At 31.9% G+C, this 15,701-nt stretch carries 14 protein-coding genes; 9 read left to right on the plus strand and 5 right to left on the minus strand.

Annotated elements, in window-relative coordinates:
* Positions 1–2 precede the first annotated feature (2 nt).
* Genes ACEWL1_RS01200 through mraZ form a run of 4 tightly spaced genes read right to left on the minus strand, consistent with a single transcriptional unit; the run spans position 3 to position 3,708 of the window.
* Positions 3–1,970 carry a penicillin-binding protein gene (locus tag ACEWL1_RS01200; RefSeq protein WP_409231459.1) on the minus strand — a complete coding sequence of 656 codons (1,968 nt, stop codon included), beginning with the start codon at positions 1,968–1,970 and terminating at the stop codon, positions 3–5.
* Between the two features lie 56 nt (positions 1,971–2,026).
* Positions 2,027–2,356 carry an FtsL-like putative cell division protein gene (locus ACEWL1_RS01205; RefSeq protein ID WP_409231460.1) on the minus strand — a complete coding sequence of 110 codons (330 nt, stop codon included), beginning with the start codon at positions 2,354–2,356 and terminating at the stop codon, positions 2,027–2,029.
* 4 nt (positions 2,357–2,360) lie between these two features.
* On the minus strand, positions 2,361–3,257 hold the full coding sequence (gene rsmH, locus ACEWL1_RS01210) for a 16S rRNA (cytosine(1402)-N(4))-methyltransferase RsmH (protein ID WP_409231461.1): 897 nt from the start codon (positions 3,255–3,257) through the stop codon (positions 2,361–2,363).
* Complete coding sequence (gene mraZ / locus ACEWL1_RS01215) at positions 3,244–3,708, minus strand: division/cell wall cluster transcriptional repressor MraZ (protein ID WP_409231462.1); 465 nt, start codon at positions 3,706–3,708, stop codon at positions 3,244–3,246. The genes rsmH and mraZ overlap by 14 nt, the downstream gene beginning before the upstream one ends.
* Before the next feature lie 210 nt (positions 3,709–3,918).
* Here mraZ and ACEWL1_RS01220 point away from each other — a divergent pair, with 210 nt between their 5' ends.
* Genes ACEWL1_RS01220 through ACEWL1_RS01245 form a run of 6 tightly spaced genes read left to right on the plus strand, consistent with a single transcriptional unit; the run spans position 3,919 to position 9,180 of the window.
* Complete coding sequence (locus ACEWL1_RS01220; RefSeq protein ID WP_409231463.1) at positions 3,919–4,683, plus strand: alpha/beta fold hydrolase; 765 nt, start codon at positions 3,919–3,921, stop codon at positions 4,681–4,683.
* A 6-nt stretch (positions 4,684–4,689) separates the two neighbouring features.
* On the plus strand, positions 4,690–5,301 hold the full coding sequence (yihA, locus tag ACEWL1_RS01225; protein WP_409231464.1) for a ribosome biogenesis GTP-binding protein YihA/YsxC: 612 nt from the start codon (positions 4,690–4,692) through the stop codon (positions 5,299–5,301).
* A 5-nt stretch (positions 5,302–5,306) separates the two neighbouring features.
* Positions 5,307–5,993: an RluA family pseudouridine synthase gene (locus ACEWL1_RS01230; RefSeq protein WP_409231465.1), complete on the plus strand. Its 687-nt coding sequence runs from the start codon at positions 5,307–5,309 to the stop codon at positions 5,991–5,993.
* Positions 5,994–6,025: 32 nt separating this feature from the next.
* The gene (locus ACEWL1_RS01235) at positions 6,026–7,057 is read left to right on the plus strand and encodes an alkane 1-monooxygenase (RefSeq protein WP_409231466.1); all 1,032 of its coding nucleotides are present in this window, start codon (positions 6,026–6,028) and stop codon (positions 7,055–7,057) included.
* 5 nt (positions 7,058–7,062) lie between these two features.
* Positions 7,063–8,439 (plus strand): aldehyde dehydrogenase, encoded by a 1,377-nt coding sequence (locus tag ACEWL1_RS01240; RefSeq protein ID WP_409232253.1) that lies wholly within the window; start codon positions 7,063–7,065, stop codon positions 8,437–8,439.
* 3 nt (positions 8,440–8,442) lie between these two features.
* Positions 8,443–9,180: a nitroreductase family protein gene (locus ACEWL1_RS01245; protein ID WP_409231467.1), complete on the plus strand. Its 738-nt coding sequence runs from the start codon at positions 8,443–8,445 to the stop codon at positions 9,178–9,180.
* A 417-nt stretch (positions 9,181–9,597) separates the two neighbouring features.
* Here ACEWL1_RS01245 and ACEWL1_RS01250 read toward each other — a convergent pair whose 3' ends face one another.
* On the minus strand, positions 9,598–11,979 hold the full coding sequence (locus ACEWL1_RS01250) for a penicillin acylase family protein (protein ID WP_409231468.1): 2,382 nt from the start codon (positions 11,977–11,979) through the stop codon (positions 9,598–9,600).
* 109 nt (positions 11,980–12,088) lie between these two features.
* Here ACEWL1_RS01250 and ACEWL1_RS01255 point away from each other — a divergent pair, with 109 nt between their 5' ends.
* The 3 genes from ACEWL1_RS01255 to corA all read left to right on the plus strand — a co-directional run bounded on the left by ACEWL1_RS01255 (position 12,089) and on the right by corA (position 15,471).
* A complete protein-coding gene (locus ACEWL1_RS01255) occupies positions 12,089–13,216 on the plus strand; it encodes a DegT/DnrJ/EryC1/StrS family aminotransferase (protein ID WP_409231469.1) in 1,128 nt (375 codons plus the stop codon).
* 105 nt (positions 13,217–13,321) lie between these two features.
* Positions 13,322–14,335, plus strand: a complete 1,014-nt coding sequence (galE, locus tag ACEWL1_RS01260; RefSeq protein WP_409231470.1) for a UDP-glucose 4-epimerase GalE — start codon at positions 13,322–13,324, stop codon at positions 14,333–14,335.
* A gap of 71 nt (positions 14,336–14,406) precedes the next feature.
* A complete protein-coding gene (gene corA, locus ACEWL1_RS01265; protein WP_409231471.1) occupies positions 14,407–15,471 on the plus strand; it encodes a magnesium/cobalt transporter CorA in 1,065 nt (354 codons plus the stop codon).
* Positions 15,472–15,701: the final 230 nt, after the last annotated feature.

Raw genomic sequence — 15,701 nt, forward strand, 5'->3', positions numbered from 1 at the left:
ATTTATGATAATTTCAAGAGAATTACATCTCCTTTTTTAAATTTTGATCCTTTGATTATTGATTGTGTTACTACATTTCCAACACCATTAAACTTTACTTTTAATCCCAAGTTTTCTAATAAAGAAACCGCATCCATACCTGACATCCCTTTTACATCTGGAACAACATCGTGTTCTTTTTGTACTTTTTTATAATAGTCTTGATATTTCGTGTCAATTCCCGTAATTGTTGGTTGATCTGTAACTTGTTGTACATCAATTGGTGTAGTTGTATAAATTTTTTGAGCTATTTCTTTAAAAACTGGAGCAGCAACTGTTGCTCCATAATATCCTTTTTCTTTGTTTGGTTCATGAATTACAACAATGCACGAATACTTAGGATTATCTGCAGGAAAAAAACCTGCAAAAGACGCCACATAATATTTACTTGAATAATGCCCTTTTATAAATTTTCCCTCATTATCTGTATATGAATCAATCCATTTTTTTGCAGTTCCGGTTTTACCAGCCATAGAAAAATTTGGAGAATAAATATTATCTGCTGTTCCTTTTACAACAACATTTTCCATTACTTTTCTAACCTTATTTATGGTTTCTTGGCTTGCAATTCTTTCTTTAATAACTACTTTCTCAAAAACTTTTTCTGTTTTATTTTGAACTCGCAACTCTTTAATAAACCGTGGTTTTACCATTTCACCATTATTAGCAACTGCGTTATAAAATGTTAGCATTTGCAACGGTGTTATAGAAACTCCATAACCCCAAGCCATCCATTCTAGAGAAATTTTATTCCAAGGGTTTCTTGTGTTCCCTGGGTACGGAATAAAAGGTTTTCCTTCTCCTTGAATTTGTATCCCTAATTTTTTATCTAACCCAAAAGATCTCATTTTGTTTACAAACTTCATTGGATCATCATCATAATGTTCTCGAATCAATTTTACAATTCCGACATTTGAAGAAACTTCAAAAACGCGTGCAGCAGATATTTTTCCGTATCCTCCACGATGAGAATCCTCAACCTTACTTCCGTGCAGCATCAAAACTCCATTTCCTGTATCAACCACTGTAGATGTATCAATCACTTTATCGTCTAAAGCAGCCATTAAACTTGCTAGTTTAAAAGTAGATCCAGGTTCATGAGATTCCCAAACTGCATAATTTCTTTTCTCGTAATACGTTCCTTTTGACGTTCTCCCAAGATTTGCAATTGCTTTGATTTCTCCCGTTTCAGTTTCCATCACAATAGCCGATCCATGTTCTGCTTCAAAAAACTCCATTTGTCTTAACAAAGCATGATGCGTAATATCCTGAATGTTAACATCTATTGTTGTTATAACATCTCTTCCATCTATAGGTTCTTTTTCATTCACATCATTAATGGGCTTCCATTGCCCTTGTGCAATTTTTTGTTTTAATCTCCAGCCATTTTCTCCTTCTAAATATTTTGCAAAAGCACCTTCAATTCCTGCACCACCACGATAATCATCATAACCAATTGTTCTTTCTGCAATTTTTCCGATTGGTTTTACTCTTACTGTTTTTTGCTCTGTGATAAAACCTCCTTTATAGGGACCCAATTTGAAAATAGGAAACTGCTTCATTTTCATATAATCGTTGTACCCCAAGTTTCTCGCAATTAATAAATACCTGTTTTTTCGTTTACGGGCATTTCTTAATTTTTGTTGATAATAAGAAGCTGGTTTGCCAAGCAGTTCAGATAATGAGTTTGATAACGCTTTGATGTTTTTCTCGAAGACTGTACTTTTTACCGCAACCAAATCCATACGAATTGTATACTTGTACATCGATGTTGCTAATAAATTTCCGTCGGCAGCATATACATTTCCTCTGTTAGAAAAAATAGTATCATTTTTTACCGTACTTTCTACAGAAAGTTTTCTGTATTTATCTCCCTGTACATATTGAATATTTACAATTCGTCCAATAATAACAATAAAAAAAAGCGTCATTAAAGCAGTGACTATATATAGTTTGTTTAATATGCTCTTTTTAATGGTTGCCAAAGTTAATTCGTTTTTCGGATGATTTTAATTTTTTGTGGAGACGTTTGCGAAGGAAATATTCCTCTAGATTTTACCTTCTGTCGAATATTTGATTCCATTTTCATTCGCATTAAAATGGTTCCTGTATCAACATATTCTGCTCTAAGCTCTCTTTTCTTCTTATTTAATTCTGCAATTTTAATAACCTTACCATCGGCTTTATGTCCGCTAGTAATCATAAATAATAAAAGGCCAACAACAAAAATGATAATGCGCCAGTTTTTAAATGCCGAAGCATCAGTAAGGAAACTTCCACGTAATACATCGTAAATATTTCTTTTCGCTTTTGTCATTATTCTATTTTAATGTTGCCACTCTTAATTTAGCGCTGCGAGCCCTGTTGTTCAATTTAACTTCATCTTGGGTAGGCACTATTAACTTTCCAACTTTTTTTAAGGGTTCATTTGTATTACCATAAAAATCTTTATTGGGCTCGCCACTAAATAATCCTGTTCTTATAAATCTCTTTACCAATCTATCTTCTAAAGAGTGATAAGAGATTACACTTAATCTTCCATCTTCTTTTAACAAATCTGGAATTTGATTTAAAAATTCTTTTAATACTTCTAACTCTTGATTTACTTCTATTCGAATAGCTTGATAAATCTGAGCTAAAATTTTATGTTCTTTTGCCTTAGGCAAATGCCTCTTCAACACTTCTTTTAATTGAAAACTTGTTTCAATTTCTGCCTCTACTCTTGCCTCAACAATCTCTTTTGCTAACGCTCTTGCGCTTCTTAATTCGCCATATAAAAACAACACATCCGACAATCGTTCTTCAGAATATTTGTTTACAATATGTTTTGCAGATGTTTTAGATTTCTGATCCATTCTCATATCTAAATCTGCGTCAAATCGAGTAGAAAAACCTCTTTCTGCTTCATCAAATTGATGTGACGAAACTCCTAAATCAGCTAAAACTCCATCTACTTTTCTTATTCTATAAAATTTTAAAAACCTTGTTATGTGTCTAAAATTTTCTGCAATCAGAACAAAACGTTCGTCATCAATCTTATTTTCTTGCGCGTCTGGGTCTTGATCAAAAGCAAACAACTTTCCGTCTTTCCCTAAACGACTTAATATTTCTCTAGAATGACCACCGCCACCGAACGTAACATCAACATAAATTCCGTTTTCTTTAATATCTAAAGCATCAACGCTTTCCTTTAATAAAACCGGATCATGATAACTCATCTGCATCAGTATTTCCCATTACATCTTCTGCCAATTCTGCAAAATCAACAGCAGCATCATCTATTGCATTCTCATACCTATCTTTATCCCAGATTTCAATAATATTCACCGCAGATGATAGTACAACTTGCTTTTCTATACCAGCAAATTGACATAAATCTTTCGGAATTAATAATCGTCCAGAAGCGTCTAACTCAACCACTTTTACACCAGCTGTAAACCTTCTAATGAAATCATTATTCTTTTTTACAAACCGATTTAACTTGTTAATTTTATCCATCATCAAATTCCACTCTTTCATAGGATACAACTCCAAACAAGATTGAAAAACCGCTCTTTTCACTACAAATCCTTCAGATACAACAGGCAACAACTGCTTCTTTAGAGCCGATGAAAACATCACTCTTCCTTTAGCGTCGGCCTTGCATTCGTATGTACCAATTAGATTCATTAATTTCTAGTTACCTCTTAGTTCGATTTTCAAAAATAGAAATTTTTTACCACTTTTTACCACTTTTTACCACTTTATTATAAAAAATTCATTTTTACCTAAAATATTGACCCTTTAATACATAGGTTTAGAATTCTAGGCATTGTGTTAAAAATGCATATGTCCTAAAAAAAAACTACATTTGCTCCAAAGTCAAAATCAATTTAGACCATGACAGAAAACTTAATTACGGAAGGTAAGTTTACGTACGCAGAAGCAGGTGAAGGACAAGCAATAGTTGTATTGCATGGGCTAATGGGTGCATTAAGTAATTTTGATGCCACTTTTAATCATTTTTCTAAAAATGGGTACAAAGTTTTAATTCCAGAATTACCTCTTTATTCATTGCCAATTTTAAAAACAAACGTCAAAAATTTAGCAAAGTTTTTAAACGATTTTATCGAGTATAAAAAACTCGGAAAAGTAGTAGTAGTTGGAAATTCTTTAGGCGGACACATTGGCTTATATTTTACAAAGCATTATCCAGAAAAAGTAAAAGCATTAGTACTTACAGGAAGTTCTGGCTTGTACGAAAACTCAATGGGAGACAGCTACCCAAAAAGAGGCGACAGAGGTTATGTAACTAAAAAAGCACAAGATGTTTTTTATGATCCTGCGATAGCAACAGAAGAATTAATTGATGATGTGTACGAAGTAATTAACAACAGGAATTCGTTGATTAAAACCTTAGCTATTGCCAAAAGTGCTATTCGACATAATATGGCAAAAGATTTGCCTAAAATGAATCAACCAACTTGTTTGATTTGGGGAAAACACGATAAAGTAACTCCACCGCAAGTTGCAGTAGACTTTGATAAACTTTTACCGGATTCTGATTTGTTTTGGATAGAAAAATGCGGACATGCAGCAATGATGGAAAGACCAGAAGAATTCAATAAAGTTTTAGACGCTTGGCTTACTTCTAGAAATATTTAATTTCACATGAAAATCAAATCAGCAGAGTTTGTAATGAGTAACAGTAATGTTACAAATGCACCCAAAGACAGAATTCCAGAATACGCCTTTATAGGGCGTTCTAATGTTGGTAAATCTTCTCTAATCAACATGCTGATGGAGCGAAAAGATTTAGCAAAAACTTCAGGAAAACCTGGAAAAACACAATTAATCAATCACTTTAAAATAAATGAATCTTGGTTTTTAGTGGATTTACCTGGTTATGGTTATGCGCAAATTTCAAAAAAGAAAAGAACTATTTTTCAGCATTTTATAGAAAACTATTTTAAAGAAAGAGAGCAACTAGTTTGCACTTTTGTATTGGTTGATAGCAGACACGATCCGCAGAAAATTGACATCGAGTTTATGCAGTTTTTAGGAGAAAATCAAATTCCGTTTTGCATCGTTTTTACAAAAGCAGACAAATTAGGTAACTCTAAAATAAACAACCAAATTGCCTCTTACAAAAAGAAATTACTTACCTATTGGGAAACACTTCCTGAATCATTTTTAACATCTTCATCAACAAGTCTTGGAAGAAAAGAACTATTAGATTTTATTGATACTGTAAACGTTGATGTTGCTGACAACTTCAAATAACAGCCATGTTATCTACCAAAGAAAATTTGCAAGTTTTATATGAAGACAATCACATTGTTATTGTAAACAAACGTGCTGGAGATATTTCTCAAGGTGATAAAACAGGTGACAAACCCTTAAGTGATGTTGTCAAAGCATACATCAAAAAGAAATACAACAAACCTGGCGATGTTTTTTTAGGAGTTGTCCACAGATTAGACAGACCAACAAGTGGAATTATTATTTTTGCAAGAACTTCAAAAGCTTTGGAACGTTTAAATAAAATGTTGCGTGATAAAACCATTAAAAAGACCTATTGGGCAGTTGTAAAAAATCAACCAACAAAAGAACAAGACACCTTAATTAATTTCTTAAAAAAAAATCCGAAGAATAATAAATCCACAGCCTATTCTAAAGAAATTGGTGGAAGTAAAAAAGCCATTTTACATTATAAAACCATCAAAAAACTCGATAATTATTCGCTGTTAGAAATCGATTTAGAAACCGGTCGTCATCATCAAATTAGGTGTCAATTAGCTACAATTGGATCACCAATAAAAGGCGACTTAAAATATGGTTTTAACAGAAGTAATAAAGATGGGAGTATTCATTTACATGCACGAAAAATAAATTTTATTCATCCTGTAAGCAAAGAAGAAATTTCTGTAATTGCTCCTTTATCAAAAGATCCTATTTGGGATTCGTGCAGTTAATTTTGTATCTTTAGGCTGAAATCAATTTTTAAATGAAAAGCCTAAAATTTCTTACCGTTTTTACATTACCAATTAGCGTATATTTTTCATTCACCATGAATGGCTGGTACACTTTTTTACCTTTATTTTTATTCTTCGGAATTGTTCCTGTTTTAGAGTTTTTATTTAAACCAACACCAGAAAATTTTAACAAAGAACAAGAGCAAATTGAAAAAGAAAATAAAATGTACACCTATATTTTATATTTAACTGTTCCTGTGCAATTGTACTTTTTGTATTTGTTTTTTTATGCAATCCAAGAACCTCATTTAACCACTTTTGAATTGATCGGAAGACTCTTTGGAATGGGATTAATGTCTGGAACACTTGGCATAAATGTGGGACATGAATTAGGTCACAGAAACAACAGATTTGACCAGTTTTTAGGTGAAATTTTATTATTAAGTTCTATAAACACTCATTTTTTACCGTATCATAATGCAGGCCATCATTTTAACGTTGCCACTCCAAAAGATGCGGCTACTGCTAGAAAAAGCGAAATTATTTATAGCTTTTGGATTCGCTCTCATTTTACAAGCTACAAACAAGCTTGGCAATTAGAAAACAAGCGCTTAAAACTTTCTGGCAGAAGTTGGTTTCATTATCAGAACAGAATGGTTATCTATACTTTATTAAACCTCATTTTACTTTCATCCATCTTTTATTTCTTCGGAACATTTGTGCTGATTTGCTTTGTAATTGCATCAGTAATTGGAATTTTACTATTAGAAAGTGTAAACTACATCGAACATTACGGACTCTTGCGAAAACGATCTGAAAGTGGCAGGTACGAAAAAGTAAAAAGAACACATTCTTGGAACTCAGATCATGTCATTGGTAAATTAATGTTGTTTAATTTATCGCGTCATTCAGATCATCATTACAACGGAAGCAAGCATTATCAAATTTTAAAATCGTTGCCAGAAAGCCCACAAATGCCAACAGGTTATCCAGGAATGGTCATCTTAGCATTAGTACCTCCATTATGGTTTTCGGTGATGCATACAAAACTAAAAGAACAATAGGATTTATGAATATTCCGCAAATAGTACAAGAGCAAAAAACATATTTTGCTTCGCAACAAACCAAAGACATTTCCAACAGAAAAAAACTTTTAAAAAGGTTACTTTCAGAAGTTACTAAAAGAGAAAAAGACATTGTAAATGCGCTGTATGTAGATTTTAAAAAATCGGAATACGAAAGTGTAATGACAGAAACTTCCATTGTAATTTCTGAACTCAAAAGAACCATTAAAAACATCAATGCTTGGGCAAAACCACAAAGCGTGATGCCTGCATTTTTAAACTTTCCGTCTTCTAGTAGAATCTACAAAGAACCTTACGGAACTATTTTAATAATTGCTCCTTGGAATTATCCATATCAACTCGCATTAGTTCCGCTTATTGGTGCAATTGCAGCAGGAAATACTGCTGTTGTAAAACCATCAGAATTAACACCAAACACCAGTAAAATAACCAAAGAAATTATCGAGTCAGTTTTCAATAAGAAATTAGTAAGTGTTGTTGAAGGCGGTGTGGATGTTTCTACAGAATTACTTAATCAACGTTGGGATTATATTTTCTTTACAGGAAGTGTACAAGTTGGTAAAATTGTGGCAAAAGCTGCTGCACAATTTTTAACTCCAGTTACCTTAGAATTGGGCGGGAAAAATCCATGTATTATTGATGAAACTGCCAATATTAAATTAGCAGCAAAAAGAATTGTTTGGGGGAAATTAATCAATGGCGGACAAACTTGTATTGCTCCAGATTATTTGTTAATTCATACTTCTGTAAAAGAAAAATTTGTTGAATATTATCAGAAAGAAGTCACCAACGCTTATGGAGAAAATCCTGAGAACTCCAACGATTATCCACGAATTGTAAATCAACGCAATTTTGATAGATTAGCAGAGATGTTAGAAAATGAAACCTTTTTAGTTGGCGGAAAAACAAACCGAGAAGACAATTATATTGCTCCGACTTTAATTGATGAACCGAGTTTGGATAGCGAAGTAATGAAAGGTGAAATTTTTGGCCCAATTTCTCCTGTGATTTCTTATCAAACTGAAGGAGATTTAGAAAAAATAATTGGCAACTACGAAAAACCTTTAGCGCTTTACGTATTTTCTGGAAATAAAAAATTTGCAAATAAAATGATTGCCAAATATTCTTTTGGTGGTGGAACCATTAACGATACAACCGTACATTTTGCAAATCACAATTTACCTTTTGGTGGTGTTGGAGAAAGCGGAATTGGTAGTTATCACGGCAAGCAAACATTTGAGTTGTTTTCACACAAAAAAGGAGTAACAAAACGTTATAATTGGCTCGATCTACCAATGAGGTATGCTCCTTATAAAGGAAAATTAAAGACATTAAAAACCTTCATGAAATTATTTTCATAAAATATGACCAACGAAAAAACAGTTTCAGAAGCGATACAATACAGGCGTTCTGTAAGAATATTTGACGCAGAAAAACCATTAGACACTTCTCTAGTAAAAAAATGTATTGAGCAAGCAAGTCTTGCTCCAAATAGCAGCAATATGCAATTGTGGGAGTTTTATCACATTACATCAAAAAACATGATTGCCAAAATTGCGCCTTTTTGTTTCAATCAAAATGCAGCAACAACCGCACAACAATTAGTTGTTTTTGTAGTCAGAAAAGATTTATGGAAACAACGCGCAAAAGCAAATTTAAAATATATGGATGCTGTTTTTGGCGAAAACAATCCGAAGTCTGAACAACGTAGTAGAGAAAAAGTAGCTCGAAATTATTACGGAAAAATCATTCCGTTTGCATACGTAGATTTTTTCGGAATTTTAGGTTGGATCAAATATTTAATCATTTTAATAACAGGACTTTTTAGACCCATTTATAGAGAAGTTCGTCAAAAAGACATGCGTGTTGTAGCACACAAATCTGCTGGTTTGGCTGCGCAAAATTTTATGACAAGTATGGCGGCAATTAATTATGATACGTGCCCAATGGAAGGTTCTGATACGTGGCGTGTAAAACGTGCTTTGGGTTTGCCTTTTGGCGCAGAAATAAACATGATTGTTTCTTGCGGAATTAGAACCGAAAAAGGTGTGTACGGAGAACGTTTTAGAATTCCGTTTGAAGAAGTTTATAAGGAGGTTTAAAATGAAAATATTTAACATTTTTTTTAGCGTGAATTTTTGGTTGGTAACCAAACTATACAAAAACAAAGATTATCCTATTTTCTCAACTATTATAGGTGTTTCTACATATCAGTTTTTCACACTTTTATTTATTTTTGATTTTTATCGGTTTCAAATTTTAGACAACAAAAACTTAATCATTGGAGAAAGTAAAACTCCTGGATTTATAGTTATGACAATAATATTATTTTTAAACCATTACTTTTACTCAAGAAAAAAGCAATATATAGATGTGTTGAAAAAATTCAACAAACTTAGTCAGACTAATAAAAAGCTTTCTTTTGTAGTCTCGATATTATATATGATAATGATAATTGCTCTTACCGTTTATTCTGTCTATTCTATTAGAAATAACATTAAATGGTTTTAAAATGACTTCTATTCTTTAGGCTTAAAAATCAACACATTTTCAGAAGCTTCAATTTCTTTTTGATTCAGTTTCATTTTTACAAATTCGCCATCAATATATTTTTGCGCTTGATCATCGTAATGATCGCTAAAAACATTTCCAGATTGTCCGGTTGGTAAAATTCCCAAACTATTTTCAACATCAGAAAAATCGACAATTCTACGTGTAGAAGGCCCAGCTTTAATTTTATAAACGCCTGTGCTATCTAAATTAAAAATTTGATTGTTTATCACTTCGTTTCCTCCACCAGTTTTAAAAGGTCCAACATTAAAATAGTTACGCAATGCAGCAACTTTACCTAAAGCGTGTTCATATTCTACAGAAATAACTCGATCCCAAGTCCAATCTTGTACGTTTTCTCCCAATTGATTTCCTAAAAACGCAATGGCTTTTTTATACGAACTGGTAATAATATCTGTTCTCGTTTCCTTTTTATTTATAGTTTTAATATTGTCCCACCAAACAGATTCTTCTCGTACAATTTGCTCTGCAAATGCTTTATCTTGAAACGGCGTATTTATAAATTGATGGAAACTTTTACCCATTTCATCTTGATATGTTGCAACCAAAACTTCATAAATAAATCGGTTGTAAATGGTTGGTGCAATTTCTTTTTGTCCGTAGAAACCATTCCATTTTTCCAAATAATCTAAACTTAATTTTTCGCTTGGTGATAAGTTCTTTTTATCGATTCCAGTTGCTAAAGTTGTAATATTGTCTGAAACACTTGCAGAAGTTACATCGTAGATCATTTTAGCTACATCTTCTTTTGTAAAATCATTTTTAGCTTCTAATAAAGCAACAATTCTTTTGGCTCTATCTTCTGGCAAATAATATCCTGGATACAAACCTCCTTTTATAGAATCTGGTTGATTGTTTGCAGAATACACATAATTTAAACTCGGATTTATAGACATTGGATTTTCCTCAAAATCAAAATATTCTAAGATTTCATCTTTACCAGAAGCGCCATCTAAAATGGTTTTTGTATTGATGCCTTCTCTGTATTTATATAGTTTTCCAGCTGCAAACCAAGCGATGTTATTTTTAGCATCTCCATACATCATATTTAATCCTGGCGCATGTAATTTGGCCGCTGCGTTTTTAAATTCTGCTAACGAATTAGAATGCGATAAATCGTAACCAACTTCTAATAACTCATTGTTTAATTTGGTATAAATCCATTGCATTGCCATGGGTCTTTCTTCATCAATATGCTCAATTAAATCATTCATAATTGGTCCGTGTTGACTCACTCTAATTTGATACACAGCATCTTCTTCGTCTTTTACTTTGATTCTTTTTTCTATAACATCATAGGTTTTATAACCGTTTTCTGTTATGTATTCATTCGGATTATTTGGATTTTCTTTTTCGAAATAAAAATCGACATCATCATTCTCAAACATGGTCATTCCGTACGCATATTCTCTGTTATGTCCGATTAATGAAAACGGAGAAAGCGCTAAATTAAAACCATACATTTCGTAATCTGGAGTTTTAATATGAGATTGATACCAAACCGAAGGTTGCGCAAATCCAATATGAGGATCGTTTGCAAAAATTACGCGTCCGTTTTTAGTTTTATCTGCTCCAATTACCCAAGAATTACTTCCAATAAATGGTGATAATGGTAAATTTTTATACAAATCTTGCATTGCGGTAGCAACACTTGCCATTAAAATTGGTTTCTTTTCATTTTGAATGATCTCCGTATTTTTAATATTCGACAAACTAATTTCATTAAAATAAGCTGCTCCTAATTTTTCTTTTACTTCGTTTAACATCGGATCTGTTTTATGAGCAGCAGCAAAGCTAAACGCCATATAACCAAACACATTATACACATCTTTTAGCGTATATTTTTCTTTATCAACGCCAACTAATAAAAACTCTATTGGCGTTGGCCCGTTTTCCATAAACTGATTAATTCCGTCTAAATACGCCATCGTTAATTTGTAGGCTTCAGAATTTGTGTCTAAGTTTTTTATCGTTTTTGCAGATGCTTCTTCAATTCCTAATCCAGAAAAAAACTTGTCTGTTTTTAGCAATTCTTTTCCAAAAATTTCTGCCAATCTTCCTGCGGCAATTCTTCTAATTAATTCCATTTGCCACAATCTATCTTGCGCATGCACATAACCTAAAGCAGTAAAAGCATCTTTTTGATTTTGCGCATTGATATGCGGAACGCCAACTTCATCATAATACACAGTAACTTCATCAAAAATATTTGCCAACTCTAATTCTCCATCATATGTTGGGTATAAAGTTCTTGTAAACAACCAAAGTCCAACAAAAAATAAAACAACTAATACGGCAAATACTTTTAGAATTTTTTTGAAAGTTTTCATGAAATTAAATTAGAATTTCCTCAAAGATAGTAGAAAAATCAATCAAAAAAGAAACTACTTTTAACAAGCAGAATTTTGTACTTTTGTTACTCGTTGTAAAACAAATTAGATGAAAAAAATTCAAATGGTTGACTTACAAAGTCAATATGCTAAAATAAAAGATACAGTTGATGCTTCGATCCAAGAAGTATTAAATTCATCGTCCTATATAAATGGCCCTTTAGTCCATGATTTTCAGGCAGATTTAGAAAAATATTTAGGCGTAAAACATGTAATTCCGTGTGCAAACGGAACCGATGCATTGCAAATTGCAATGATGGGTTTAGGTTTAGAACAAGGCGATGAAGTGATTACTGCAGATTTTACATTTGCGGCAACCGTAGAAGTGATTGCATTGTTAAAATTAACGCCTGTTTTGGTTGATGTTGAAGCGGATACTTTTAATATGAATATTGATGCTTTGAAAAAAGCAATAACACCAAAAACAAAAGCCATTGTTCCTGTTCATTTATTTGGACAATGTGCAAATATGGAAGCTATACTAGAAGTTGCGAAAGAACATAATTTGTTTGTAATTGAAGATAATGCACAAGCAATTGGTGCAGATTACACCTTTGCAAACGGAACAAAAAAGAAAGCCGGAACAATTGGAAATGTTGGAACGACTTCATTTTTTCCTTCAAAAAACTTAGGTTGTTATGGTGATGGTGGCGCAATTTTTACAAATGATGATGAATTAGCGCATACTTTACGTGGAATTGTAAATCACGGAATGTACACACGCTATTATCATGATGTTGTTGGTGTAAATTCTCGTTTAGATTCTATTCAAGCTGGAGTATTAAAAACAAAATTACCATTATTAGATAGTTATTGTGATGCGCGTAGAAAAGCTGCAACTTTTTATTCGAATGCTTTTGCAAGTAATAAAAATATTATCACTCCAAAAATTAGTGATTTTACAACACATGTTTTTCATCAGTACACATTGCAAATCACCAACGGAAAACGCAACGAATTACACAAGCATTTATTAAGTAAAGACATTCCAAATGCTATTTATTATCCTGTTCCGTTGCATTCACAAAAAGCATATGCAGACGAACGTTATAATGAAAGTGATTTTCCTGTTACAAATCAATTGATACAAACAGTAATTTCATTACCAATGCATACCGAATTAGAACAAGATCAATTAGAGTTTATTACACAAACTATTTTAGATTTTGTTGGATAAAAAATAATTGAAGTGTCATTGCGAGGAAGTATGACGTGGAAATCTCATCATTAGAAAACTGATTGCTTCACCCTATCTCCTCGTATTGACATTAAAATAAAAAATATGAAAAAAATATTAGTAACTGGAGGTTTAGGTTTTATAGGCTCTCACACCGTTGTAGAATTACAAAACGCTGGATTTAACGTTGTAATTATTGATGACTTATCAAATACATCTATAAATGTTTTAGACAACATTACTGATATTACAGGAATAAAACCTGAATTTCATCAACTAGATTTACGTATTAAAAATAATGTAACTTCTTTTTTTGAGAATAATATTATTGATGGAATTATACATTTTGCAGCATTTAAAGCAGTTGGAGAAAGCGTACAAAAACCCTTAGAGTATTACGAAAACAATATAGGTTCTTTGGTGTATTTGCTACAAGAAATGAAAAATAGAAATCTAGATAATTTTATTTTTAGCTCTTCCTGTACAGTTTATGGGCAAGCCGATGAGTTGCCAATTACAGAAAACGCACCAACAAAACCAGCGGAATCTCCGTACGGAAACACCAAACAAATTGGAGAAGAAATCATCAAAGAAAGCTGTAAAGCATACAATTTAAACGCTATTGCTTTGCGATATTTTAATCCGATTGGCGGACACGAAAGCATAAAAATTGGTGAATTACCACTTGGCGTTCCACAAAATTTAATTCCGTTTATTACACAAACAGCAGCTGGAATCAGAAAAGAATTGTCTGTTTTTGGTGATGATTATCCAACAATTGACGGAACAGCAGTTCGTGATTATATTCACGTAGTAGATTTAGCAAAAGCACATATTGCGGCTTTACTACGACTAATCAACAACAAAAATAAAACAAATTTCGAGTTTTTTAATGTGGGTACAGGAAAAGGAAGTTCGGTATTAGAAGTCATCAAATCTTTCGAGAAAGTTTCTGGAAAACCACTTAATTATAAAATTGTTGGAAGACGTGAAGGCGATATCACAGCTGCTTTTGCGGACACCACAATTGCGAATAAGGAGTTGAATTGGAAAACAGAAAAAACTCTCGATGAAGCATTAGAGTCTGCTTGGAAGTGGCAATTAAAACAACAATCATAATTGTTGTTTTAAATAAAAAAAATTACCTTTCACTTATCAAACCAAAGTTTGATGATTAAATTGATTTTTCTATGGCTAGATTTATAAAAAAACATCAAAAGGAAATTGGTGCTTCTCCTGACGAATTAATATTTATTGGTAAAAAAAAGACAGAAAATACCGTTCTAAGAATCATCGATTATGACAAAAACAACTTAGAAGAAATTCCTATTAATTCTGTTGAAGAAGCCTTGGCATACCAAGAAAAAAAATCTACCACTTGGTTTAATGTAGACGGAATTGACAAAACTGCAATCATGCAACAAATTGCTGAAGGTTTTCAGTTCGATCATTTTATCATAGCAGATGTAATGAATACGCATGCAAGACCAAAAGCACAAGAAAACGATAATTGCTTGTTTTTATCCATAAAAATGCTTCAAATAAATGAAAACTCTAACTTAATTTCTTTTGAAAATTTAAGTTTAATTGTTACTAAATCTGTATTACTATCGTTTCAAGAAAAAACAGGTGATGTTTTTGAACCGGTAAGAAATCGCCTTCGTAAACAAAAGAAGAGAATACGAAACTCGGGTCCAGATTATTTATTATTTGCACTGCTAGATGTAGTTATTGATAATTATATTTACATTTTAAGTATTCTTGGAAATAAGATCGAGAACCTAGATGAAGAGTTACTTCAGAACCCAAATAAATCAATCATAGAAACAATAAACACCCATAAAAAAGAATTAAATTACTTACGAAAAAACATACTTCCTGCTAGAGAAATGCTTTTAAGTTTAACTAAAATTGATTCTGATTATATCAGTACTAAAAATCACATTCATTTTAAAGAGTTACAAAACAACATCAGTCATGCAGTAGAAATTTCTGATAGTTATAGAGAAATTTTATCAGATCAATTAAATATATATCACACAACTGTTAGTACTAAATTAAATGATATTATGAAGTTTTTAACCGTGTTCTCTGTTGTGTTTATTCCGCTTACTTTTATTGCTGGTATTTACGGAACTAACTTTGATGTACTGCCAGAGCTACATTATAAATACAGTTATTTTATCATGTTAGGCGCTATGGCAATTATAGCAATCGGAATGTTGTATTATTTTAAAAAGAAAAAGTGGTTTTAATAAAAAAATGCCATTTTTATTCATTTTTTACTCATTTTTGAATGATTTTTAGCTTTTTTTATCATTTTTTATTAAAATTTACCTTTTTAAGATTGCAAATACTTAAATAAAAACGGATATACTTAACATATCCGTAAAAATTACGCATTATAATTTTCAATATAATATTAATTAACTGAAAATTAATGTTTTAACATTTAAAAATTGACATAACCTATCCATCTCCATAT

The organism is Polaribacter gochangensis (genome assembly GCF_046224025.1).
In the GTDB taxonomy this organism is placed as follows: Bacteria; Bacteroidota; Bacteroidia; order Flavobacteriales; family Flavobacteriaceae; genus Polaribacter; species Polaribacter gochangensis.